The sequence below is a fragment of the Micromonospora sp. DT233 genome, from assembly GCF_049841815.1.
Taxonomy (GTDB): Bacteria; Actinomycetota; Actinomycetes; order Mycobacteriales; family Micromonosporaceae; genus Micromonospora.
In genome coordinates, this window is record NZ_JBNCLB010000002.1 from 37,698 (window position 1) to 58,878 (window position 21,181).

Consider the following 21,181-nt stretch of genomic DNA (forward strand, 5'->3'; position numbering starts at 1 on the left):
CTAGGTCGTCCCCTGGCGTCCGCCTGCGTCCAGGCTTGCGTTTCTCGATCGTCACTCAGTTAGTCACCCCGGATGGCAGTCCGCTCATTGCCCGACCACCGTAGCCGCGCGTGCCGATCACCCTTACATTGAGTGTCATGTCTGGCATCCAGTTGACCTTCGCCATCCTCGGTGCAGCCTTCACGTTGGCGGGTCTCGTCTGGACGATCACATGGGCCATCAGATCTTGGCGCAAGGGCGGTGCCGAGATCACTGCCGAGCTTGGGCAAGGCTATGTGGACAAAGACGGCATCCTTCACGTGTTCTTCCAAGACGGACGATCGAAGATCATTAGGATTGAGGATGATCCGCAGGAGCGTCGCAAAAAGGCTCAACGACCGTCGAAGGCGCGCGCCAAGAAGACCAAGGGTAGGACCAGGGTCAAGAATGAAGATTCGCCTCAGCGTGAACAGCAAGCCGTGAACGCTGTGTTCGCCAGGAACAGTGGCCGAACCGCCGTGACGGTAACCAGGTGTGTTTACGTACTGGACCTGGATCCCACAAAGGTGTTCGACTTTGAGGCGCAGCCGAGCGTAAGCCCCTGGGGTGAACTCCTGCCAAAACGGATCGAAGCTGGCGAAGAAATCCTCTTGCTTCACGACAAGGAGACGATGTGGGCCCTGCTCAATGCTGTGATGCGGAATCACGGTGTCTTTCAGACTGTCTACGGCGTCTACCTTGAGCTTGGCAATGGCACCTTTATCTTTGCGGGCCCACCGATCCTGACGCAGGCTTACATGGATGACGAAGAATATGCAAAGGTTGCCGAACTGGTCCAGCGAGAAGAGTATCAAGGCCCAGAATTCGACGAACCTGGACGCCTCCGCCACCTATGGAGGTTTTGGCGCGCCAGTCGGCGGATGAGAAAGACGTTAGTCAGGGAAGACGATCTTCACCCGGATGATCTACGCGCCATCCGAGGCAAGACTAAAGATCGTTTGCCCAATCGCAGGCGCAAATATCCGGGGCAGGACTCAATACTCTAATCGTAGCTAGTTTCACCGGCGTGCGGACAGAGTTGCGGGCCCCGGTTGTCACTCAGTTCGTCACCCACCAGGGCCACATCGACCACTCGCCTGTAAGCTCTGCGCGCTCCGCGGAGGGGTCCGCTCTTGCCCCTTACCGACCGCCCCAACTGACGGATCACACGGGTGGCCGGCCGCCTCGCCTTTGCCTCGCCGGTCAGTGGACACGGGATGGCGTGGGCTTAGTGCACTCCATACCCTGACGGCATGGCCGCCTTCGTCGATACCGCCCGGGAAGTTGCGCGACAACTACTGGAGAAGCCGTTGCCTCGTCGGTGGAGCCACGTCCAGGCGGTCGCCGCCAAGGCGGACAGGATCAGCGGGGCGGTTTCGGCCGAGGATCGGGAGGTGCTCGTAGCGTCGGCGTGGCTGCATGACGTGGGTTACAGCCCTGACCTGGTCGACACCGGCTTGCACTCCCTCGACGGGGGGCGGTGGCTGCGGCGCGAGCGGTTCGATGGGCGGATTGCCGCTCTGGTGGCTCACCACTCCTGCGCGTGGCTGGAGGCGGAGGAACGCGGGCTCGGTGAGGTCCTGGCCGCCGAGTTTCCTCGGGAGGAGACAGCGGTGACGGATGCGCTCTGCTTCTCGGACATGACGACCGGGCCGGACGGCCAGGACTTCGAGGTGCTGGACCGGCTCGCGGAGATTCGCTCACGGTACGGGCCGGAGCATCTGGTGACCCGGTTCATCCGCCGGGCAGAGCCGGAGATCGTCGCCGCCGTGCAGCGGACTCTGCGCCGGCTCGCCGGCAGCGTTGCTCAGCCGATGTAGGGCTCGGGGCGTTCCTCGTAGCCGTGGTCGACGCGGAGCAGGGTCGACGGGTGGACGTCGAGCGCGCCCAGTTCGTCGCGGGCCACCCATCGGACATCACGTGACTCGTCGCTCGGGGTCGGGGTGCCGCTGACGGGTACGGCTCGCAGGCAGAGCGAGAACTGCTGTCGTACCTCGCCGTCGGAGTACTCGATGACGTGGCCGGGGTCGGAGTAGACGCCAACCATCCCGGTGACCTCGACCCTGACCCCGGTCTCCTCATGGGTCTCCCGGACCGCCGTCTGCGCTACGGACTCGCCAATTTCCTGGCCACCGCCGGGCAGCGACCACAGGTTGTTGTCGGTGCGCTGGATGAGCAGCACCCGGCCGTCATCGTCTCGGACGAAGACGGAGACGGCCACGACGATGCTGTTGGCCTTCGGCGCGTTCGGGTCGTGGTAGTGCTCGACTCTCGCCATGGTCCTAGGCTCCGACCTCGCCGCCCGGCTGCGGCTTCGAGGCGGCCAACACCCGGTCGAAGCTGTCGGAGTAGGTGCCGAACAGGTCGCCACCGTTGAGCCGACGCAGGTGCAGCACCGGGGCGTGTGGCGCCGGGAAACCGAGGACGTGCACGTTGACCAGCATCTCGTCGTCGAACCGATAGATCGAGTTGTACAGGGTCGTGTCGTGGAACAGCACCTGGGCCCCCGGTGCAGCATCAAGCCGGTTGTAGTACTGCTGCACCTGCCGAATCTTCGCCGCCACCACGCCCGGCGCGCCTTCCTCGATGCTCTTTCGCTCGATCGCGGCGCTGGTCGGGTCGCCGAGCAGGATCGTCACCGCAACACCATCAACGGCCTTTTGACGCAGGACATCGATGAGTCTAGGGTCCTGCTCCACGAGGAACAGGCCCGCGTAGGCCAGCACGTCGATCCGCTTCTCTGCCCGCTCGATCAGTCGACGCCAGAGGTCGTACGGCACGGAGGATCGCCGGGAGTAGAGCTGGACCAGCTCGCTCTGCCCGATCTTCGACGCCTTCTCCGGAGTCACCGCGTCCGGCCACAGGTACGGCACATCCTCGCGCACTATCGCCGCAATCGCGTGCCGATGACGGGGATACGGCGTCCGATCCTGCGTAATCCACCGCTCCACGGTCTTCGGGTCCACCCCGACCCTCTCGGCGACGGCGACGGGGGTGAGCCCGTTGCGCAGGATCGCGTCGCGAAGCCGGTGATTCGGCACTCGACCCTCCACGAAGGGACAACTAGGACGCACTCACAGTAACGAAGACGTCCCAAGTCGTCCAGCCCATCGGCTGGGGTGTCCCGGAGTTTTCAGGAGCCTCATTCCCAGCCATCAACGCAGGTGTGGCCCTGTCGGTGAAAGGGGCATCATGGGATCAAGATCAGGCAGTCGAACCTTCCACATCCACCCGGTGATTACCCGCTTCTGCGAGATCCTGCGCCGCAGGTCGCATGGGCATGGCAGCCAGGATGCCGCACCGGATAGCGGGCGGGCGGGGCAGGAAGCGGAGTTCCGCGCGGCGCAGCAGTTGATCCTCGACGAGGCCGAGCGCCAGCGCGGCACCCCGGAACGCGGACTGCACCGCCGGCACACCGAGCAGGCCCAGATCGTTCCACTCGCTGAACGACGGGCGTCCCTGCTCGACTGCGGTCAGCAGCGCAACCACCAGCGCCGTGACTGATCTGCCCGCCGGCCGGCGGATGGCGTACTGGCGGGACCGGCGCGGAATGTCGCAGCAGACGCTCGCCGACGCGCTCGGCAAGTCGAAGAGCTGGGTGGACAAGGTCGAGCGAGGCGTCCGCCGGCTGGACAAGCTCTCCAACCTCCAGGACATCGCCCGGGCGCTCCGGATCGACGTCCAACTCCTGCTCGACACCGACCCGCCCCCGGCCGCCAGTCCCGGCACCGTGGCGGACCGGCCGATCTCCGACCGGGACATCGATGCCGTCCGAGCGGCCCTGTTCCGATGCGCGACCCCCACCCACCTGGACCGCGCTCACACACCCCCGGCCGAACTCGATCGCAGCGCCGAGCACGCCTGGCTGGCCTTCCAGCACGCCGATTACCGGCAACTCCTGCGTACCCTGCCCGACCTGCTGCGCGGCACCCAGCTCAACCGGGCCGCGCACCCCGGCGCGCGGACGTGCCACCTGCTCGGGCAGGCCCATCAGCTCACCTCGGCGGTCCTCGGCAAGGTGGGCGAGACCGGCATGGCCTGGCTCGCCGCCGACCGGGCCATCACCATCTGCCAGGACGCCGACGACGAACTCCTCGCCGCAGCCGCGACCGTCCAGCTGGCCCGCGTGCTGCGCGCCCTGGGTCACCCCCGGGACACCATGGAGGTCGCCATCACCGCCGCGCAGCGACTCGCCCCGACCGATCCGCGCACCGCACCACCGTCACGCCTTTCCTGGTACGGAACCCTGCTGCTCCAGGCCGCAGCCGGTGCCGCCGGCTGCGGCGCTCGGCACACCGCCACCGAGCTACTCGACCAGGCCGACGAAACAGCCGCCCTGCTCGGCGAGGACCGCAATGAGCGCGGGATCAGCTTCGGCCCGGTCGTGGTGGACCTGGCCCGAGTCACCACCACGCTCGATCTCAGCGGCCGCACCGACGCGCTCGCCCTACACCGAAAACTCGTCGCCGCCGCCGCATTCCAACAGCTACCCAAACAATGCCGGGCGGCTTACCTCGTCGACGTCGCCGGGCAATGCGTGCGGCTGGGCGACCTGCCCGAGGCCGGACGCGCCCTGCTGCTCACCAACCGGGTGGCCCCCACCGAAATACGACACCGCCCCGCCGCCTGCGACACCCTCCGCGCCGTGGTACGCCGAAGCACCCGACCCGCCCCCGAGATCATCCGCCTAGCCGAGACCCTGCGAATAGCCGTATGACCCAGCTCGGCGCGGCCCAGGGCAGCACGGCGATCGAACTCCGGCCGCTCATCGAGCGGCCCGCGCTGGTGGTGATGGGTGGGCGCGGCAGGTTTCGAACCTGCGACCCCTCGCTTGTAAGGCGAGTGCTCTCCCACTGAGCTACGCGCCCCGAACGCCCGCACGGCGGGCCGGAGTCCGGCAAGCTTACCCTGCCGACCCAGGCCCGCCGAGCGGGTGTGTCCGGGAGTGGATCAGGCGGCGACGGCCTCGGCGAGGGCCTTGCGCCAGCCCTGCTGGTCGCGCGCCTCGCCCGGCATGTTCATCTCGGCGAAGCGGACCACGCCGGCCTTGTCGATCACGAAGGTGCCCCGGTTGGCGATCCCGGCGACGTCGTTGAAGACGCCGTACGCCTGGGCCACCGCGCCGTGCGGCCAGAAGTCGGCCAGCAGCGGGAACTGGTAGCCCTCCCGGTCGGCCCAGACCTTGTGGCTGTAGACCGAGTCCACGCTGACGGTGAGCACCTGCACGTCGTCGTTGACGTACTCGTTGAGGTTGTCCCGCACCTCGCAGAGCTCGCCCTGGCAGACGCCGGTGAAGGCGAGCGGGTAGAAGACCAGCAGCACCGTGCGCTTGCCGCGGAAGTCCGACAGCCGGACCTCCTGGTTGTTCTGGTCCTTCAGGACGAAGTCCGGCGCGTCGGCGCCAACCTCGATCGGCATGCAAGCTCCCTGGGGTCGAGTCGGGGTGGCATCAGCCTGCCACACCCGGCGGCCGGGGCGACCGGGTGTGGCAGGCGGAGGTCCTGCTGTTACTTCTTGGCCTTGGCGCCCCGGCGCAGCACCAGGCGGGCGCCGCTCCAGTCCCGGCCGGCGTTGATCGTGGACGTCTGCTGGAGGCCAGCGGTGGGCGCGGACTCCGCGACCTCGCTCGGCTCGACGTGACCCTCCCGCCCGGCCTTGGGCGTCAGCAGCCACACGACGCCGTTGTCGGCCAGCGGGCCGAGGGCGTCGACGAGGAGCTCGAAGAGGTCACCGTCGCCGTCGCGGTACCAGACCAGCACCGCGTCGACCACCTCGTCGGTGTCCTCGTCGACCAGATCTCCACAGCGGTCGGTCAGGGCGTCCCGGAGTTCCTGGTCGACGTCGTCGTCGTACCCCATCTCCATGACGACCATCCCCGGCTCGATCCCGAACCGGTCCGCCAGGAGACGTACCCCGTCGGCGGCCTGACCAGCGGTCGCGCTCACTGTCGCGTGCCTCCTCATCTCATCCCTGCTCGCGGCATCGTTGCGACGCCGTCAGGCAAAGTCCACACACTCCTGGCCCCCCGCGCAAGTGGCGCACCGGGTGGAACGGAATTTACCGTGCCAGCAGCGTACGGGCACCGTGGGTGATGGCCTCCTCCGAGACCAGCACGTGACGGGCAGCCGGGCCCAATGGTACAAAAGAGTCAATACTGGCGACTCGCAGCGCCGTACCGACGTATCCGCCGTCGACCAGGGCGGAGATCACGCCCTCCCCGACCCCGCCCGAGCGGCGCGTCTCGTCCACCACCAGCACCCGGCCGGTCGCCGAGGCCTCCCGGACGATGTCCGCGACCGGCAGCGGCGCGATCCACCGCAAATCCACCACCCGGGTGCCGACGCCCTCCTCGGCGAGCGCGGACGCCGCCCGCAGCGACATCCGTACGCCGTTGCCGAAGGTGACGATGGTGACATCCTCGGCGGAGCCCACGCCGTACACGCGGGCCCGCCCGATCGGGGCGTGAGCGGCGGCCCACCGCTCGGGCCCGGCGTACTCGGCCAGCCATTCACCGTCACCCTCGGTGTACAGGTCGCGGGTGTGGTAGAGCGCGATCGGCTCGACGAAGGCGCAGACCGTGCCGTCCACGGCCGCCCCGGCCAGGCAGGCCCGCAGCATCGGCGCGGCGTCGTCCGGGCGGGCCGGCACCGCGATCACCAGCCCCGGCACGTCGCGGAGCACGGCCAGGGAGTTCTCGTTGTGGAAGTGGCCGCCGAAGCCCTCCTGGTACGCCAGGCCCGGCAACCGGACCACCATCGGGTTACGGAACGCGCCCGAGGAGAAGAACCGCATCGTGGCCGCCTCCCCCCGCAGCTGGTCCTCGGCGTTGTGCAGGTACGCCAGGTACTGGATCTCCGGCACCGGCAGCAGCCCGGCCAGCCCGGCGCCCAGCCCGAGCCCGAGGATCGAGGTCTCGTCGAGCAGCGTGTCGAAGACCCGGGCCGCGCCGAACCGGTCCCGCAGCCCCTTGGTGACCCCGTACACCCCGCCCTTGGCGGCGACGTCCTCGCCGAAGACCACCATCCCGGGGTGGTCGAGCATCCCGTCGGCGAGGGCGGCGTTGATGCTCTGGGCCAGGGTGAGCGGGCCGGCGCGCTCGGGCAGCCGGCCGCCGAACGCCTCGGCCCGCACGCCCGCGCCGGCCCCGGCGGCCCGGGTGCCCGCGTCGGCCACCGCGCGGGTGACCCGGGCCGGCCGCCGGGGCGCGATGTCGGCGGCCACCTCGGCCGCGGAGGCGAGCTTCGGCTCGTCGATCACCTCCTCGGCGATCCGGCGTACCTGCCAGCCGCGCTCGTCGTACCGGGCCAGCAGCTCCTCGGCGCTCGCCACGCCGGCGGAGACCAGCCGCCGCGCGGTGGCCAGCACCGGGTCCCGCGCCAGGTCCGCGGCCAGCTCACCGGGCCTGCGGTACGCGGCCTCCGCGTCCGCCCCGGCATGCCCCATCAGCCGTACGGTGGTCAGGTGCAGCACGGCCGGCCGCCGGTGCCGGCGCACCCAGCCGGCCGCCTCGACCGTCGCCTGGTACGTCTGCACCGGGTCCGTCCCGTCGGCGGAGAAGTAGCGGATGCCCGGCTTGGCCCGCAGCGTCGCCTCCACCCAGCCCTTCGGCGAGCGGACGCTGATGCCCAGCCCGTTGTCCTCGCAGACGAAGAGCACCGGGATACGCAGCCCGGTGTGGTCGTACCAGCCGGCGGTGTTGAACGCGGCGGTGGCGCTGGCATGGTTGACCGAGGCGTCGCCGAACGAGCAGACCACGATGGCGTCCGGCGGCCACGGCGAGCGGGGCGGGTGCCCGACGTCGCCGACCGGGGCCGCCCCGGCCCGCCGCCCGGCCGATTCGCGCCGGCGCAGCCGCTCAAGCGCCAGCCCCGCGCCGACCGCCCGGGGCAGGTGCGAGGCGATGGTGGAGGTGGTCGGGACGACGGCCAGATCGGCCCGACCGAAGACCTTGTGCCGGCCCCCGGCGATCGGCTCCCGGGCGGAGGCGACCATCCCGCGCAGCACGTCCCGCGCCGCCCCGGTGTACGCGTCCTCGGCAATCTCCCGCACGTCCGGGACGGCCTGTGCACCCGGGTCGGCCTGTGCATCCGGGGCGGCCTGTGCATCCGGGGCGGCCTCCCTGTCCGGGGCGGTCTCCGCCGAGGCGGCGGGAGCCGGCCCGCCCGAGCCGGCCGGCACCTCATCCGCGGCGGCGGACGAGCCCGAGCCGGCCGGCGCCGCACCGGCGGCCGCCTTCGGTTCCGAGTCGTCCGGCGCACCGGTGGAGGGCTCCGTGTCCCGGCCGGCCCGCGTCGCGTCGGCGGGGGTCCCGTCCGGCGTCGCCGGGCCGGAGGAGCCGGTCACCGGGCCGGCGGGGAGCGCGATGGGGCCCGCCACGTGCGGCGGATTCTCGGGGCCCTCGGTGGTCGCGCCGACCTCCGGGCGGCTGGGCGGTGCCGGGCGTTCCTCCACCGCCCCGGAGCTCGCCCCGCCGGCCAAGCCGGACCCGGCACGATCGGACCCGGCACGATCGGACCCGGCACGATCGGACCCGGCACGATCGGGGGCGGAGAAGGCGGTCTCGCCGGCGGCCTGGGCGGCGCGCAGGCAGTAGAACGCGCCCGAGCGGTAGTGCAGCAGGGCGGGGTCGGTGGGGCGCAGCGCGGCGGCGACCGCCGCGTTGCCCTCGTGACCGGCGGAGCCGATCGTGTAGAAGCCCTCGTCGAAGCTGCGCAGCCACCGCCCGGCGAGGTCGAGTTGCCGGCTGGTGACCTGGGCGTCGAAGAGATCCAGCAGTTGCGCCCCGGTCAGCGGTAGGTCGTCGCGGGCGGGCTCGCCCGGGTCACCGGGTCGCGGCGCGTCGGCGAGCCCGGCGAGGGCCGCCCGGAACCGGTCGTCGAGATCTTGCGGGGTGGTCACGTCCGACAGCATTACCGAATCAGCGGCCGGTCGCCCACTCAGACACGATCCGGGCGGGCCCGCTCACCGGTGACCGACCGCTCGGCCGCCCCGCCGCGACGCGGCAAGATCCGAACAACTTCGGGGAAAATGCTGGGTCGACCCCGCGCCGAGGCAGCATTTTCCCTGAAGATTCACGGATCTTGGGTGACGGTGCGGGTGCGGGTGCGGGTGGGGGTCAGGCGGGGTCAGCCGGGGAGGAAGGAGAGGCGGACCCTGCGGGTGGGGTTGTCGCCGTTGGTGTCGACCAGGCAGATCGACTGCCACGTGCCGAGGGCGAGCCGCCCGTCGACCACCGGCAGGGTGGCGTACGGCGGGACGAACGCGGGCAGCACGTGATCGCGCCCGTGACCGGGCGAGCCGTGCCGGTGCCGCCACCGGTCGTCGGTGGGCAGCAGGTCGTCCAGTGCGCGGAGCAGGTCCTCGTCGGAGCCGGAGCCGGTCTCGATGATCGCGAGGCCGGCGGTGGCGTGCGGCACGAAGACGTGCAGCAGCCCGTCGCCCTGATCGGAGACGAATCGCTCGGCCTCGGCGGTGATGTCCCGGACGGTCGGCCGGGATCCGGTCTGCACGGTGATCACCTCGGTACGCATACGGCGCATTCTGCCCCAAGCGCGACGGACCCACCGGACCGGCGGGCCGACATCCGCTCGGCCAAAGACCCGCAGACCGCAGACCCGCACGCCGGCGCGCGCCCGAGTCCCGTCGACGGCGGCGTCAGCCGCCCGACGACCCGCCCGAGTCGCCACCGCCACCGGAGAAGCCGCCACCGGAGAAGCCGCCACCGGAGTCGCCGCCACCGGAGAGGCCGCCACCGGAGTCGCCGCCCGACCAGCCGCCGCCGAAGTCGCCCCACCAACTCGATCCGGAGTGGCCCGACCGGCCGCCGGAGTCGCCCGACCCGCTCGACCCGGAATCACCGGGCCAGCCACCGCCGGAGTGGTCGCCCGTGCCGGTGCCGCCGTAGTGGCCGCCCGGCCCGTAGGGCTCGTTCGTGCCGGCGTAGCGGTACCGACTGCGCCGGCCACGGGCCAGGGGGAACAGCATCAGGCCCCCCGCCAGCAGGGCCAGGCCGACCAGCCCGAGCGGGGCCGTGTCGAGGTTGCCGTCGGCAAGCCCCAGCAGCGTCAACAGGAGGATGAGCCCGCCGACCAGTACGAGTGCGCTCGCCACCGCCCGCAGCATCGTCATCCCCCCACGGTAGGAAACCCGGGCAAGCGCGCTCCGGGGCTGCCGCCGTTGGCGGCCAGCGCGGGAGCCCGGCGACGGACACCCCGCAAGGAGGGCCGTAGGGGGACCGGCGTCAGCCCCGACGTCAGCCGGCGGGGCGGCGGCGTGGCCAGGGGTTCGGGGGCGCGGACACCGAAGGTTACCGACTGGTACCTGTGTTCAGCGTCGCGTCTGGGGGAGGCAGACGTGACGGTAGCTGCCCCGGGGGGGCAGGATGGCATCTAGAGACCTGTCCCACACACACCCGAGGGAACGCCTGTGGCCACGGAACGCAAGCGCCCGGTGATCACCGCCGGTCTGCCGAGCCAGCTTCCGGACATCGACCCCGAAGAGACCGGCGAATGGGTCGAGTCGCTCGACGGAGTGATCGACGAGCGCGGAACCAAACGCGCCCGCTACGTCATGCTGCGTCTGCTCGAGCGTGCGCGAGAGCGCCAGGTCGGGGTGCCGTCGCTGACGACCACCGACTACATCAACACCATCCCGCCGGAGCGCGAGCCGTGGTTCCCGGGTGACGAGCACATCGAGCGGCGGATCCGGGCGTACGTCCGGTGGAACGCGGCGATGCTGGTGCACCGCGCGCAGCGACCCGAGATCGGCGTCGGCGGGCACATCTCCACCTTCGCCAGCTCGGCGTCCCTCTACGAGGTGGGCTTCAACCACTTCTTCCGGGGCAAGGAGCACCCGGGCGGCGGCGACCACATCTTCTACCAGGGCCACGCCTCCCCCGGCATGTACGCGCGGGCGTTCCTCGAGGGGCGGCTGAGCGAGCACCAGCTCGACGGGTTCCGCCAGGAGCTCTCGCACCCCGGCGGCGGGCTGCCGTCGTACCCGCACCCGCGGCTGATGCCGGACTTCTGGGAGTTCCCCACCGTCTCCATGGGTCTGGGCCCGCTGAACGCGATCTACCAGGCCCGGTTCAACCGGTACCTGCACCACCGGGGCATCAAGGACACCTCCCAGCAGCACGTCTGGGCGTTCCTCGGTGACGGCGAGATGGACGAGGTCGAGTCGCTCGGCGCGATCGGCGTGGCCGCCCGCGAGGAGCTGGACAACCTCACCTTCGTGATCAACTGCAACCTCCAGCGGCTCGACGGGCCGGTGCGCGGCAACGGCAAGGTCATGCAGGAGCTGGAGGCGTTCTTCCGGGGCGCCGGCTGGAACGTCATCAAGGTGGTCTGGGGCCGGGAGTGGGACCCGCTGCTGGCCGCCGACACCGACGGCGCGCTGGTCAACCTGATGAACACCACGCCCGACGGCGACTACCAGACCTACAAGGCGGAGTCCGGGTCGTACGTGCGGGAGCACTTCTTCGGTCGGGACGCGCGGACCCGCAAGATGGTCGACGGGCTCAGCGACGACGAGATCTGGAACCTCAAGCGGGGTGGCCACGACTACCGCAAGCTCTACGCGGCGTACAAGGCGGCGACGGAGCACACCGGCCAGCCGACGGTGATCCTGGCCAAGACGATCAAGGGTTGGACGCTCGGCTCCCACTTCGAGGGGCGCAACGCCACCCACCAGATGAAGAAGCTGACGCTGGAGGACCTGAAGCTCTTCCGCGACCGGCTCTACCTGGACATTCCGGATAAGGCGCTGGAGGAGAACCCGTACCTCCCGCCGTACTACTCCCCGGGCGAGGGCTCGGACGAGATCGCCTACCTCAAGGAGCGGCGCCAGCAGCTCGGCGGGTACCTCCCCTCCCGGCGGACCGCCGGCAAGAAGCTGGCGATCCCGGGCCCCGAGCGGTTCTCCGACGTCAAGCGTGGCTCCGGCAAGCAGAAGGTGGCCACCACGATGGCCTTCGTCCGCCTGCTCAAGGACATCATGAAGGACAAGGAGTTCGGCAAGCGCTGGGTGCCGATCATCCCGGACGAGGCCCGTACCTTCGGCATGGACTCGCTCTTCCCCACGGCGAAGATCTACTCGCCGCACGGCCAGCGGTACACCTCGGTCGACCGGGAGCTGTTCCTGTCGTACAAGGAGTCGACGTCCGGGCAGATCCTGCACGAGGGGATCAACGAGGCCGGCTCCGTGGCCTCGTTCACCGCCGCCGGCACGGCGTACGCCACCCACGACGAGCCGATGATCCCGCTGTACATCTTCTACTCGATGTTCGGCTTCCAGCGCACCGGTGACGGCTTCTGGGCGGCGGCCGACCAGATGGCGCGGGGCTTCGTGCTCGGTGCCACGGCGGGGCGGACCACGCTCAACGGTGAGGGGCTGCAGCACGAGGACGGCCACTCGCTGCTGCTGGCCGCCACCAACCCCGCGGTGGTCGCCTACGACGCGGCGTTCGCGTTCGAGCTGGCGCACATCGTGGAGAACGGCCTGCACCGGATGTACGGCGAGCAGCCGGAGAACATCTACTACTACCTGACGATCTACAACGAGCCGATCCACCAGCCGGCCGAGCCGGCGGACGTGGACGTCGAGGGGATGCTCAAGGGCATCTACCGCTACTCCCCCGCCCCGCAGGTGTCGGGGGACGGGCCGAAGGCGAACATCCTGGCCTCCGGCACCGGTATGCAGTGGGCGCTCAAGGCCCAGCAGTTGCTCGCCCAGGACTGGGGGGTGGCCGCCGACGTCTGGTCGGTGACCTCCTGGACGGAGCTGCGCCGCGACGCGGTGGAGTGCGAGGAGCACAACCTGCTCAACCTGGGCGCGGAGCCGCGGGTGCCGTACATCCAGCAGAAGCTGGCCGACGCCGACGGCCCCAAGGTGGCGGTCAGCGACTGGATGCGCGCGGTGCCGGACCTGATCGCCCGCTGGGTTCCGGGTGACTACACCTCGCTCGGCACCGACGGCTTCGGCATGTCGGACACCCGGCACGCGCTGCGCCGGCACTTCAACGTCGACGCCGAGTCGGTGGTGGTCGCGACGCTGCGGCAGCTCGCGCTGCGCGGTGCGGTGCCGGCCACCGTCGCGGCCGAGGCGGCGAAGAAGTACGCGATCGACGACGTGAACGCCGCCCCGGTCGGGGAAACCGGCGGCGACAGCTAGTCGGCGAGACGGCGAGGGGCCCGGCGCGATGCGCCGGGCCCCTCACGTCGTCCAGGCGAGCTCACGTCGTCCAGGCGAGCTCACGTCGTCCAGGCGAGCTCACAGGCGAGCTGGCGTCGTCGGGCGGCCCGCATGCGCGACGGCGGTGGCCCGCACGCCCCTGGCGGGGGCTGCCGGGCCACCGCCGTCGCGGGTGGTGCCGCGGAGCGGGACCGGTCAGCCGACGGCGGCCAGGTCGGTCAGCCGGGCCAGCGAGTCCTCCAGGTCGGCGCCGACCCGTCGCAGCCCCAGCCGGAGCAGGGCGGCCTTGACCGGGCCGGCCGGCCAGCGTACGACGATGAGCCGCACGATCGTCCCGCCCGCCTCCTCGTCGCTGGTGAGCTGGACGTAGATCTCGGTGCGGGCCTCGGCGCGGGCGCCGGCGCCCCGGGCGCGTTCCCGCCAACCGATCAGGTTCGGCTCCTGGTAGGCGATCACCTCGGCCTCGTGCGCCGAGCCGCGCCCGGCCTGGACCAGTTGCCGGCGACCGAAGCCCTCCCCCGAGAGGACCTCCGCCGCGCGGACCCCCGCCAGCCAGGCCGGCAACTGCTCCGCCCGCTGCACCACGTCCCAGACCACTTCCACCGGCGCCACCACGTGCGCACTGCGTTCCACGAGGATCATCTTTGCTACTTCCCCCACTGAGGACATCCGCGATATTCGGCACTCTATGCAATAAAACGGACTAACCGGGACGTCTTCGGAAAAGACACGCCGAAAACCCTTGCGCACCGATCGCCGACGGCCTATGGCGCGACCCCCGCCTGCGGACCTAGAGTCCGAGGATGTCTCGCGTCCACGCGCGGCACCCCCGGCCTCGCCTGGAGGACGCATGAGCACCGAGCCGCCGCCCGAGTTCCCGCCCGGCTTCCGCTGGGGCGTCGCCACCTCCGCGTACCAGATCGAGGGGGGCGCGACCGCCGCCGGGCGCGGAACGTCCATCTGGGACACCTTCGCCCGCACGCCGGGGCGGATCGCCGACGGCAGCACCGGCGAGGTCGCCTGCGACCACTGGCACCGCCACCGTGAGGACGTCGCGCTGCTGGCCGGCCTCGGGGTGTCGGCGTACCGGTTCTCGGTGGCCTGGCCCCGGGTGCAGCCCGGCGGCACCGGCCCGGCCAACGCCGCCGGCCTGGACTTCTACGACCGCCTCGTCGACGACCTCGCCGCCGCCGGCGTCGACCCGGTCGCCACCCTCTACCACTGGGACCTGCCGCAACCGCTGGAGGACGCGGGCGGCTGGCTGGCCCGCGACACCGCCGCCCGCTTCGCCGAGTACGCCGACCTGGTCGCCGCGCGGCTCGGCGACCGCGTGCGGCTCTGGATCACCCTCAACGAGCCGTTCGTGCAGCTGAGCCTCGGCTACGGCACCGGCGAGCACGCCCCCGGCCGGGCCCTGCTGTTCGACGCGTTCCCGGTGGCCCACCACCAACTGCTCGGGCACGGGCTGGCCGTCGCCGCGCTGCGCGCCCGCAGCGCCGCCCCGGTCGCGCTCACCAACAACTACTCGCCGGTGCGCGTGGCCGGCGACGGCGGGGCCGACCGGGCCGCCGCCGACGCGTACGACGCGCTGCACAACCGGCTCTTCACCGACCCGCTGCTCGGCCTCGGCTACCCACGGCTGCCGATGGCCGTCGAGCCGGGGACCGTCCGCGACGGCGACCTCGCGGTGATCGCCGCGCCGATCGACGTGCTTGGGGTCAACTACTACAACCCGACCGGCGTACGGGCCCCCGAGGCGGGCTCACCGCTGCCGTTCGAGCTGGTGGAGCTGCCCGGCCACCCGCGCACCGCGTCCGGCTGGCCGGTCGCCCCGGACGGGCTGCGCGAGCTGCTCACCGGCCTGCGCGCGCGGTACGGCGAGCGGCTGCCGCCGATCCAGGTCACCGAGAACGGCTGCGCGTACGACGACGTACCGGATGCCGACGGCCGGGTCCACGACCCGCAGCGGATCGCCTACCTCGACGGGCACCTGCGCGCGCTGCGCGCCGCCCTCGACGACGGGGTGGCCGTGACCGGGTACTTCGCCTGGTCGCTGCTGGACAACTGGGAGTGGGCGGAGGGCTTCACCCGGCGCTTCGGGCTGGTGCACGTCGACTTCGCCACCGGCGCCCGCACGCCCAAGTCCTCGTACTCCTGGTTCCGGGGCGTGGTCACCCGGCCGACGCCGGCCGGGGAGTAGGCGGTGACCGCCGCCGACCCGCTGCCAGCGGCGCTCGCCGAGCCGACCGTGCCGGTCCGGCGGGGCTGGATCGCGTTGATCTTCGCGGCGAACCTCGGGGTCTGGATGGCCTTCTTCACCCCCATCCAGGTGCTGCTGCCGCAGCAGATCGAACGGATCGCCCCCGACCACAAGGAGGCCGTGTTCGCCCTGGTCACCGGCTTCGGGGCGCTCGCCGCCGTGCTGGTCAACCCCCTCGCCGGGGCGCTGTCGGACCGGACCGGACCGCGCCTGCTCGGGCGGCACCTGGGCCGCCGGCACCTCTGGACGGCCGGCGGCGCGCTGCTCGGGGCGCTCGCCCTGGTGCTGCTGGCCCGGCAGCACACGATCATCGGGGTGACCGTCGGCTGGGTGGCCGCCCAGGTCTGCCTCAACGCCATGCTGGCCAGCCTCACCGCCGCCGTCCCCGACCGGGTGCCGGTGGCCCAGCGCGGCGGCGTCTCCGGCTGGGTGGGCATCCCGCAGGCGCTCGGGCTGGTGGTCGGCGCGGTGCTGGTGACCGCCGTGGTGAGCGGCACCGCCGCCGGGTACGCCGCCGTCGCGGCGGCGCTGCTGCTGCTGGCGCTGCCGTTCGCGCTGCTCACCGCCGACGACCCGCTGCCCCGGGGGCACCGGCCGGCGCTGCGGGCCCGCACGCTGCTGGCCTCGATGTGGGTCGACCCGCGCCGGCACCCGGACTTCGCCTGGGCCTGGGCCACCCGGTTCCTGGTCCAGCTCGGCAACGCGCTGGGCACCCTCTACCTGCTGTACTTCCTCACCGACGGGGTGCGCCATCCGGATCCGGAGGGCGGGCTGCTGGTGCTGATCCTGCTCTACACCCTCGGGATGATGCTCACCGCCGTGCTCTCCGGCCGGCGCTCCGACCGCTCCGGCCGGCGGAAGGTCTACGTGATCACCTCCGGGGTGGTGATGGCCGTGGCCGCGCTGCTGCTGGCCGTCGCGCCGGTGTGGCCGATGGCCCTGGTCGCCGCCCTGCTGCTCGGCGCCGGCTACGGCGTCTACCTCTCGGTGGACGCGGCCCTGATCACCGAGGTGCTGCCGGCCGCCACCGACCGGGCCAAGGACCTCGGGGTGATCAACATTGCGAACTCCGCGCCGCAGGTGCTCGGCCCGGCGCTCTCCGCGCCGATCGTGGTGCACCTGGGCGGCTACCCCACGCTGTACGCGGTCACGGCGGCGGTCACCCTGCTCGGCAGCGCCCTGGTCGTCAAGATCCGTGGCGTGGCGTGAGCGGGAGCACCGGCCGGAGGCCCCCTCCCTGGCATAACCGGTGGCCGGCGGCCCTAGGCTGGGGGGCGTGACAGTACGTGTGCGTTTCGCCCCCTCCCCGACCGGCATGTTCCACGTCGGCGGCGCCCGCTCCGCCCTGCAGAACTGGCTCTACGCCAAGCAGCAGGGCGGAGTCTTCGTGCTGCGCATCGAGGACACCGACGCGGCCCGCAACAAACCCGAGTGGACCGAGGGCATCCTCGCCGCCATGGAGTGGATCGGCATCAACCGGGGCAGCTACGAGGGCCCCTACTTCCAGTCGTCGTACGCGGGCGAGCACCGCGCCGCCGCCCAACGCCTGCACGACGGCGGCCGGGCCTACTACTGCGACTGCACCCGGGAGGCGGTGCGGGCCCGCACCGACTCGCAGTACTCCGGCTACGACGGCTTCTGCCGGGACCGGGGCCTGGCGCCGGGCGAGGGTCGGGCGCTGCGCTTCCGCACCCCCGACACGGGCGAGACCGTGGTGGTGGACCTGATCCGGGGCACGCCGACCTTCGAGAACAAGCTGATCGAGGACTTCGTCATCGCCCGGGGCGACGGGTCGCCGGTGTTCCTGCTGGCCAACGTCGTCGACGACATGACCATGGGCATCACCCACGTCATCCGGGCGGAGGAGCACCTGCCCAACACCCCGAAGCAGCAGCTGCTCTGGGACGCCCTCGGGGTCACCCCGCCGATCTGGGCGCACGTGCCCGTGGTGGTCAACGAGAAGCGGCAGAAGCTCTCCAAGCGGCGCGACAAGGTCGCCCTGGAGGCGTACCGGGACGAGGGCTACCTCGCCGACGCGATGCGCAACTACCTGATGCTGCTCGGCTGGGCGCCCTCGGGCGACCGGGAGATCGTCCCCTGGTCGGTGGTCGAGGAGGAGTTCCGCCTGGAGGAGGTCAACCCCTCCCCCGCGTTCTTCGACGAGAAGAAGCTGCGCGCGTTCAACGGCGAGTACATCCGGGCGCTGCCGGTCGAGGAGTTCGTCGCGGCCTGCCAGCCGTGGCTGACCGGCACCGACACCATCGCCCCGCCGCCGTGGCAGCCGGCGGAGTTCGACGCCGCCGCGTTCGCCGCCGTCGCCCCGCTGGCCCAGACCCGCATCGCCCTGCTCAGCGAGATCGTGCCGAACGTCGACTTCCTCTTCCTGGCCGCGCCGCTGATCGACGAGGCGGCCTGGGCCAAGACGATGAAGGAGGGGTCGGCCGAGCTGCTGGACTCGGCCATCGCCGCGTACGAGGCGCTGTCGTCGTGGGACGCGGCGGCGCTGAAGGAGACGCTGGAGGCGGTCGGCCTGGAGCACGGCCGCAAGCTGGGCAAGGCCCAGGCCCCGGTCCGGGTGGCGGTCACCGGCCGCACCGTCGGCCTGCCGCTGTTCGAGTCGCTGGAGGTGCTGGGCCGCGAACGCACCCTGACCCGGCTGCGCGCCGCCCGGCTGCGCCTGCCCTGACTGTGAGGCTGGCCGGGTCGGCCCGCCTGCGGTGGGCAAGATCGACCCAAATGTCAGTGACAACGCGTACTCCGGCACCTCGGAGGGCGCGTTGTCACTGACATTGCGTGCCGCGCGGCCGCTACCGGCCGGCCGCTGCCCCTCCGCCGGTGTCGTCAGGGGCGGGTGGCGCGGCGGCGGGTGACGAGGAGCCCGGCCACGGCGGCGGCCAGCAGCAGGACCCCGCCCCCCACCGCCCAGAGCCAGCCGGGCAGCCCGTCGTCGGACGTCTCGACGGCGGACGGCAACGCGGTGACCGGATCGTCGGTGGCCGGCACGGCCGGTGACGACGCGCCGGGCGACGCGCCACCCGCGCCGGGCGACGCGCCACCCGACGGTGCCGCGGTCGCCGTGGACGGCGCGGCGGCCGAGGACGGCGGCTCGGCCGGGGTGCCCGTGGTGAGGGTGAACCGCACCTCGCCCTTGACCGGATGGCCGTCGGCCGAGGCAAGCTGGTACCCGACGATGTAGAGGCCGGCCGCGCCGGGGGTGAAGGGCACCCGCACCCGGCTGCCGGAGAAGATCGGCTTGCCGCCCGTGGCGGCCACGTTGTCCGGCCCGGTAATTGTGATCTTCGTCGTACCGGGGTCTGGTGTGGACAGGAAGCGCAGCTCGACCCGGGCCGGTGCGGCGGCGAGCCGCGCCCCGTTCTTCGGATCGCTGCCGGTCAGCGAGTTGTGCGCGGCGGCGGGCGACGCCGGCAGCGCCACCGACACACCGAGCGCCACGCCGAGAAACACCATCCAGGTCCGCGCGACGCGCGGGAACCTACTCCCCATGAACCCCTCCGCAAAGGTAATATCCGCCCGCCGATCAATGACTGACCTGTTAGTCGGGCCGAGATCGCAGATAGTTCCAATTCCGGATCCAACTGCTGCAACTTATCGACGTTCTGCACAGTCTTAGAGGTGGGCACCCGCCCTGGGGGGCTTGGTCACCGCCGTCGACCGACCAACGCGTGACCTGCAGCGAAGCCACCCAAATCGAACGGGGCGAGGAGGCGGCGATGGCCCGACAGGTGCGGCGGTTGTGCGCAACGACCATAGGAGTGCTGCTGGCGGCGGCGCTGACGGCGGTTCATCCCGGGCCGGCGCAGGCCGCTGGCTCGGCGGGGAGCACCGGCCTCGGCCCGACGCGGTCCGTGGGGGCAGGCATCTCGCGGGCCGCCGCCCTGGCCAGGCCGATACGGGCCGCCGCCCTGACGACGCCGGAGCGGGCCGCGCCGAAGAAGCCCCCGGCCGGCGTGGACATCAGCGGCGACCAGCTCACCGAGCCGCTGCGGCTGCGGGCCGCCAGCAGCCCCGCCGAGGTGGGCGCGGTCGTCGACCAGGTGAACTGGCTCGGTGGCATCGGTGCCACCCACGGGCCGAAGAAGAGCGCCCTGGGCCCGAAGTTCACGGTCGTCGTGCTCGCCGGGGAGGTCGCCACCCAGACGTACGACCTCTATCCGCTGGCCCAGGGCGGCCCCCGGGTGTACCGGCCGGCCAAGCAGCCGGACGCCTCCCGCCGGGTCAAGGCGGGGTGGTTCCTCGGCCGGCTGAACATGCCGGAGACGCTGCGGACGGTCGGGGTGCCGCTGGAGGGGCAGGTCGACACGGTCACCGGCGGCGTCGGCGGCGGTGAGCGGGTGATCCCCGAGGAGGCGCTGAACCCGGGCCGGGACCTCGACGAGGCGCTGGGCGAGTTGCAGCGGCTGCTGCTGCTCAACGTCGGGGTGATGTTGGCGATCACCCTCGGGCTGGCCGGAATCGCCCTGCTGATCCGCCGCCGCACCCGCTGATCCGCCGCGCCCGGCGGCGGGTGGTCAGCACCAGCGGGGTGGTCAGCACCAGCGGCGCGGCGGGTGCTCCCGGCGGACCGCCCGGTGCCGGGGGCGGACCGGGCCGTGCCGGTGCGCGCCGGCCCAGCCGGGCAGGTCGCTGCGACAGGCCGCCGTGCGGGCCGGCTCGGCGTCGATGCCCGGCTCGGGGGCGCGCTGGCGCGGGACCGTGGCGTCGTCGGGCCGCCCCACCGTCGGTTCGGCCGGGCCGACGAGTCGGCGCACGTGCTTGCCCGTCGGCTGTGGGTCGTGGTGGCCCGGCCGGCAGGTCTCCCCCTGGGCACAGCCTTGCTCGGCCTCCCCGTGCCCCATGCCGGCCTCCCTCACGCTCACCGTCGCGGGCCGCTGATCCTGGCCCGCGTGCCCTGCCACCGTACTGGGGCCGGCCGACGGGTCGTGCGCCCCATCCCCCACCTCGGCGGCGCCGGCCGCCGGGCGCTGCCGACCGCCGCTCGCCCCGCCGGGACCGCAGCGCAAGGGTCGCCCGGGTCGGCGGGCCGGCGGCGCAGGCGGGCCGGATCAAGGGGTGCGTGGGGCTGCGGCCGGTCGGGTGCGCAAGGGGCCGCAGCTGCGGCCGGTCAGGTCCGCAGCAGTCGCCAGGTGGCCAGCGCGATGCCGGCGGGCGGCGCGGGACGGTCGGCGGCGAGCCAGTGGTCGAGCAACCCCAGGAGCGCGCCGGCGAGCCACGCCGCGTGCACGTCGACCGGGACCTCGGCGACGCGGGGCGGGCGGGCGCCGGTGGCGAAGCGGGCGGCCAGCTCGGCGGCGAGCCGGTCCCGCAGGCGGGCCGCGCAGCGGGCACTGCCCTGCGGGCCGAGCACCCGTCGGTAGAGCACGGCCCGGTCGGCGACGTGGGCGAACAGGTCGACCAGGGGGGCCGGGGCCACGTCGGGCGGGGCGTCCAGCGGGCAGAGTGCGGCGGCCCGGGCGACCACGGCGACGGTGTCCTCCATCGCGTCGGTGAGCAGCGCGTCGAGGTCGCGGTAGTGCTGGTACAGGGTGGCGCGGTTGACCCCGGCGCGGGCGGCGACCGCCGACATGGTGACGTCGCTCAGCTCCCGCTCGGCGGCCAGCTCACGCAGCGCGGCGTGCAGGGCGGCCCGGGTGCGCCGGGCCCGGGGGTCGTCCAGGTTCACCCCCTGACGGTACGACACCCGTCGACTAAACG

At 72.1% G+C, this 21,181-nt stretch carries 20 protein-coding genes and 1 tRNA gene; 8 read left to right on the top strand and 13 right to left on the bottom strand.

Annotated features, from left to right (window positions below; genetic code table 11):
• Window positions 1-137 precede the first annotated feature (137 nt).
• Both ACLQ2V_RS04300 and ACLQ2V_RS04305 read left to right on the top strand, forming a co-directional pair.
• Complete coding sequence (locus tag ACLQ2V_RS04300; RefSeq protein ID WP_425717043.1) at window positions 138-1,025, top strand: hypothetical protein; 888 nt, start codon at window positions 138-140, stop codon at window positions 1,023-1,025.
• Between the two features lie 246 nt (window positions 1,026-1,271).
• A complete protein-coding gene (locus ACLQ2V_RS04305; RefSeq protein ID WP_425717044.1) occupies window positions 1,272-1,838 on the top strand; it encodes an HD domain-containing protein in 567 nt (188 codons plus the stop codon).
• On the opposite strand, the gene ACLQ2V_RS04310 is transcribed toward ACLQ2V_RS04305, so the two are convergent.
• The 3 genes from ACLQ2V_RS04310 to ACLQ2V_RS04320 all read right to left on the bottom strand — a co-directional run bounded on the left by ACLQ2V_RS04310 (window position 1,826) and on the right by ACLQ2V_RS04320 (window position 3,507).
• Window positions 1,826-2,296 (bottom strand): NUDIX domain-containing protein, encoded by a 471-nt coding sequence (locus tag ACLQ2V_RS04310; protein WP_425717045.1) that lies wholly within the window; start codon window positions 2,294-2,296, stop codon window positions 1,826-1,828. The genes ACLQ2V_RS04305 and ACLQ2V_RS04310 overlap by 13 nt on opposite strands.
• Before the next feature lie 4 nt (window positions 2,297-2,300).
• Window positions 2,301-3,059 carry an XRE family transcriptional regulator gene (locus tag ACLQ2V_RS04315; protein ID WP_425717046.1) on the bottom strand — a complete coding sequence of 253 codons (759 nt, stop codon included), beginning with the start codon at window positions 3,057-3,059 and terminating at the stop codon, window positions 2,301-2,303.
• Window positions 3,060-3,222: 163 nt separating this feature from the next.
• Window positions 3,223-3,507 carry a hypothetical protein gene (locus ACLQ2V_RS04320; RefSeq protein ID WP_425717047.1) on the bottom strand — a complete coding sequence of 95 codons (285 nt, stop codon included), beginning with the start codon at window positions 3,505-3,507 and terminating at the stop codon, window positions 3,223-3,225.
• Between the two features lie 7 nt (window positions 3,508-3,514).
• On the opposite strand from ACLQ2V_RS04320, the gene ACLQ2V_RS04325 reads away from it, so the two are divergent.
• Window positions 3,515-4,735, top strand: coding sequence for a helix-turn-helix domain-containing protein (locus ACLQ2V_RS04325; RefSeq protein ID WP_425717048.1), 1,221 nt, complete (start codon window positions 3,515-3,517; stop codon window positions 4,733-4,735).
• A gap of 79 nt (window positions 4,736-4,814) precedes the next feature.
• Here the strand turns inward: ACLQ2V_RS04325 and ACLQ2V_RS04330 are convergent.
• The 6 genes from ACLQ2V_RS04330 to ACLQ2V_RS04355 form a co-directional block, all read right to left on the bottom strand.
• Window positions 4,815-4,886 (bottom strand) — tRNA-Val (locus tag ACLQ2V_RS04330).
• Window positions 4,887-4,968: 82 nt separating this feature from the next.
• The gene (locus ACLQ2V_RS04335) at window positions 4,969-5,436 is read right to left on the bottom strand and encodes a peroxiredoxin (protein WP_425717049.1); all 468 of its coding nucleotides are present in this window, start codon (window positions 5,434-5,436) and stop codon (window positions 4,969-4,971) included.
• A gap of 89 nt (window positions 5,437-5,525) precedes the next feature.
• Window positions 5,526-5,963 (bottom strand): DUF3052 domain-containing protein, encoded by a 438-nt coding sequence (locus ACLQ2V_RS04340; protein WP_425717050.1) that lies wholly within the window; start codon window positions 5,961-5,963, stop codon window positions 5,526-5,528.
• Between the two features lie 112 nt (window positions 5,964-6,075).
• Complete coding sequence (locus ACLQ2V_RS04345) at window positions 6,076-8,928, bottom strand: thiamine pyrophosphate-dependent enzyme (RefSeq protein ID WP_425717051.1); 2,853 nt, start codon at window positions 8,926-8,928, stop codon at window positions 6,076-6,078.
• 215 nt (window positions 8,929-9,143) lie between these two features.
• A complete protein-coding gene (locus tag ACLQ2V_RS04350) occupies window positions 9,144-9,548 on the bottom strand; it encodes a secondary thiamine-phosphate synthase enzyme YjbQ (protein WP_425717052.1) in 405 nt (134 codons plus the stop codon).
• Between the two features lie 124 nt (window positions 9,549-9,672).
• The gene (locus tag ACLQ2V_RS04355; RefSeq protein WP_425717053.1) at window positions 9,673-10,146 is read right to left on the bottom strand and encodes a hypothetical protein; all 474 of its coding nucleotides are present in this window, start codon (window positions 10,144-10,146) and stop codon (window positions 9,673-9,675) included.
• A 297-nt stretch (window positions 10,147-10,443) separates the two neighbouring features.
• On the opposite strand from ACLQ2V_RS04355, the gene aceE reads away from it, so the two are divergent.
• The gene (gene aceE / locus ACLQ2V_RS04360; RefSeq protein ID WP_425717054.1) at window positions 10,444-13,188 is read left to right on the top strand and encodes a pyruvate dehydrogenase (acetyl-transferring), homodimeric type; all 2,745 of its coding nucleotides are present in this window, start codon (window positions 10,444-10,446) and stop codon (window positions 13,186-13,188) included.
• Window positions 13,189-13,404: 216 nt separating this feature from the next.
• Here aceE and ACLQ2V_RS04365 read toward each other — a convergent pair whose 3' ends face one another.
• Window positions 13,405-13,851, bottom strand: a complete 447-nt coding sequence (locus ACLQ2V_RS04365; protein WP_425717055.1) for an SRPBCC family protein — start codon at window positions 13,849-13,851, stop codon at window positions 13,405-13,407.
• Between the two features lie 208 nt (window positions 13,852-14,059).
• Between ACLQ2V_RS04365 and ACLQ2V_RS04370 the strand changes: the two genes are divergently transcribed.
• From ACLQ2V_RS04370 to gltX, 3 genes are all read left to right on the top strand, one after another.
• Complete coding sequence (locus tag ACLQ2V_RS04370) at window positions 14,060-15,409, top strand: GH1 family beta-glucosidase (protein WP_425717056.1); 1,350 nt, start codon at window positions 14,060-14,062, stop codon at window positions 15,407-15,409.
• 3 nt (window positions 15,410-15,412) lie between these two features.
• The gene (locus tag ACLQ2V_RS04375) at window positions 15,413-16,678 is read left to right on the top strand and encodes an MFS transporter (protein ID WP_425717057.1); all 1,266 of its coding nucleotides are present in this window, start codon (window positions 15,413-15,415) and stop codon (window positions 16,676-16,678) included.
• A gap of 67 nt (window positions 16,679-16,745) precedes the next feature.
• Window positions 16,746-18,155: a glutamate--tRNA ligase gene (gene gltX, locus ACLQ2V_RS04380; protein WP_425717058.1), complete on the top strand. Its 1,410-nt coding sequence runs from the start codon at window positions 16,746-16,748 to the stop codon at window positions 18,153-18,155.
• A 155-nt stretch (window positions 18,156-18,310) separates the two neighbouring features.
• Here gltX and ACLQ2V_RS04385 read toward each other — a convergent pair whose 3' ends face one another.
• Window positions 18,311-18,973, bottom strand: coding sequence for a copper resistance CopC family protein (locus tag ACLQ2V_RS04385; protein ID WP_425717059.1), 663 nt, complete (start codon window positions 18,971-18,973; stop codon window positions 18,311-18,313).
• Window positions 18,974-19,200: 227 nt separating this feature from the next.
• Here ACLQ2V_RS04385 and ACLQ2V_RS04390 point away from each other — a divergent pair, with 227 nt between their 5' ends.
• Complete coding sequence (locus ACLQ2V_RS04390) at window positions 19,201-19,974, top strand: hypothetical protein (RefSeq protein ID WP_425717060.1); 774 nt, start codon at window positions 19,201-19,203, stop codon at window positions 19,972-19,974.
• Between the two features lie 42 nt (window positions 19,975-20,016).
• Here the strand turns inward: ACLQ2V_RS04390 and ACLQ2V_RS04395 are convergent, their stop codons facing one another.
• Together ACLQ2V_RS04395 and ACLQ2V_RS04400 are read right to left on the bottom strand one after the other, a co-directional pair.
• A complete protein-coding gene (locus ACLQ2V_RS04395) occupies window positions 20,017-20,325 on the bottom strand; it encodes a hypothetical protein (RefSeq protein WP_425717061.1) in 309 nt (102 codons plus the stop codon).
• A 266-nt stretch (window positions 20,326-20,591) separates the two neighbouring features.
• Window positions 20,592-21,149, bottom strand: a complete 558-nt coding sequence (locus ACLQ2V_RS04400) for a TetR/AcrR family transcriptional regulator (RefSeq protein WP_425717062.1) — start codon at window positions 21,147-21,149, stop codon at window positions 20,592-20,594.
• Window positions 21,150-21,181 lie beyond the last annotated feature (32 nt).

Excerpts from the sequence above, each read along its gene's own strand:
- ACLQ2V_RS04300 (WP_425717043.1), top strand. The coding sequence starts at position 138 with ATGTCTGGCATCCAGTTGACCTTCGCCATCCTCGGTGCAGCCTTCACG.
- ACLQ2V_RS04355 (WP_425717053.1), bottom strand. The coding sequence starts at position 10,146 with ATGACGATGCTGCGGGCGGTGGCGAGCGCACTCGTACTGGTCGGCGGG.
- ACLQ2V_RS04370 (WP_425717056.1), top strand. The coding sequence starts at position 14,060 with ATGAGCACCGAGCCGCCGCCCGAGTTCCCGCCCGGCTTCCGCTGGGGC.
- ACLQ2V_RS04385 (WP_425717059.1), bottom strand. The coding sequence starts at position 18,973 with ATGGGGAGTAGGTTCCCGCGCGTCGCGCGGACCTGGATGGTGTTTCTC.
- ACLQ2V_RS04310 (WP_425717045.1), bottom strand. The coding sequence starts at position 2,296 with ATGGCGAGAGTCGAGCACTACCACGACCCGAACGCGCCGAAGGCCAAC.
- ACLQ2V_RS04350 (WP_425717052.1), bottom strand. The coding sequence starts at position 9,548 with ATGCGTACCGAGGTGATCACCGTGCAGACCGGATCCCGGCCGACCGTC.
- ACLQ2V_RS04345 (WP_425717051.1), bottom strand. The coding sequence starts at position 8,928 with ATGCTGTCGGACGTGACCACCCCGCAAGATCTCGACGACCGGTTCCGG.
- ACLQ2V_RS04390 (WP_425717060.1), top strand. The coding sequence starts at position 19,201 with ATGGCCCGACAGGTGCGGCGGTTGTGCGCAACGACCATAGGAGTGCTG.
- ACLQ2V_RS04305 (WP_425717044.1), top strand. The coding sequence starts at position 1,272 with ATGGCCGCCTTCGTCGATACCGCCCGGGAAGTTGCGCGACAACTACTG.
- ACLQ2V_RS04365 (WP_425717055.1), bottom strand. The coding sequence starts at position 13,851 with ATGATCCTCGTGGAACGCAGTGCGCACGTGGTGGCGCCGGTGGAAGTG.
- ACLQ2V_RS04335 (WP_425717049.1), bottom strand. The coding sequence starts at position 5,436 with ATGCCGATCGAGGTTGGCGCCGACGCGCCGGACTTCGTCCTGAAGGAC.
- ACLQ2V_RS04395 (WP_425717061.1), bottom strand. The coding sequence starts at position 20,325 with ATGGGGCACGGGGAGGCCGAGCAAGGCTGTGCCCAGGGGGAGACCTGC.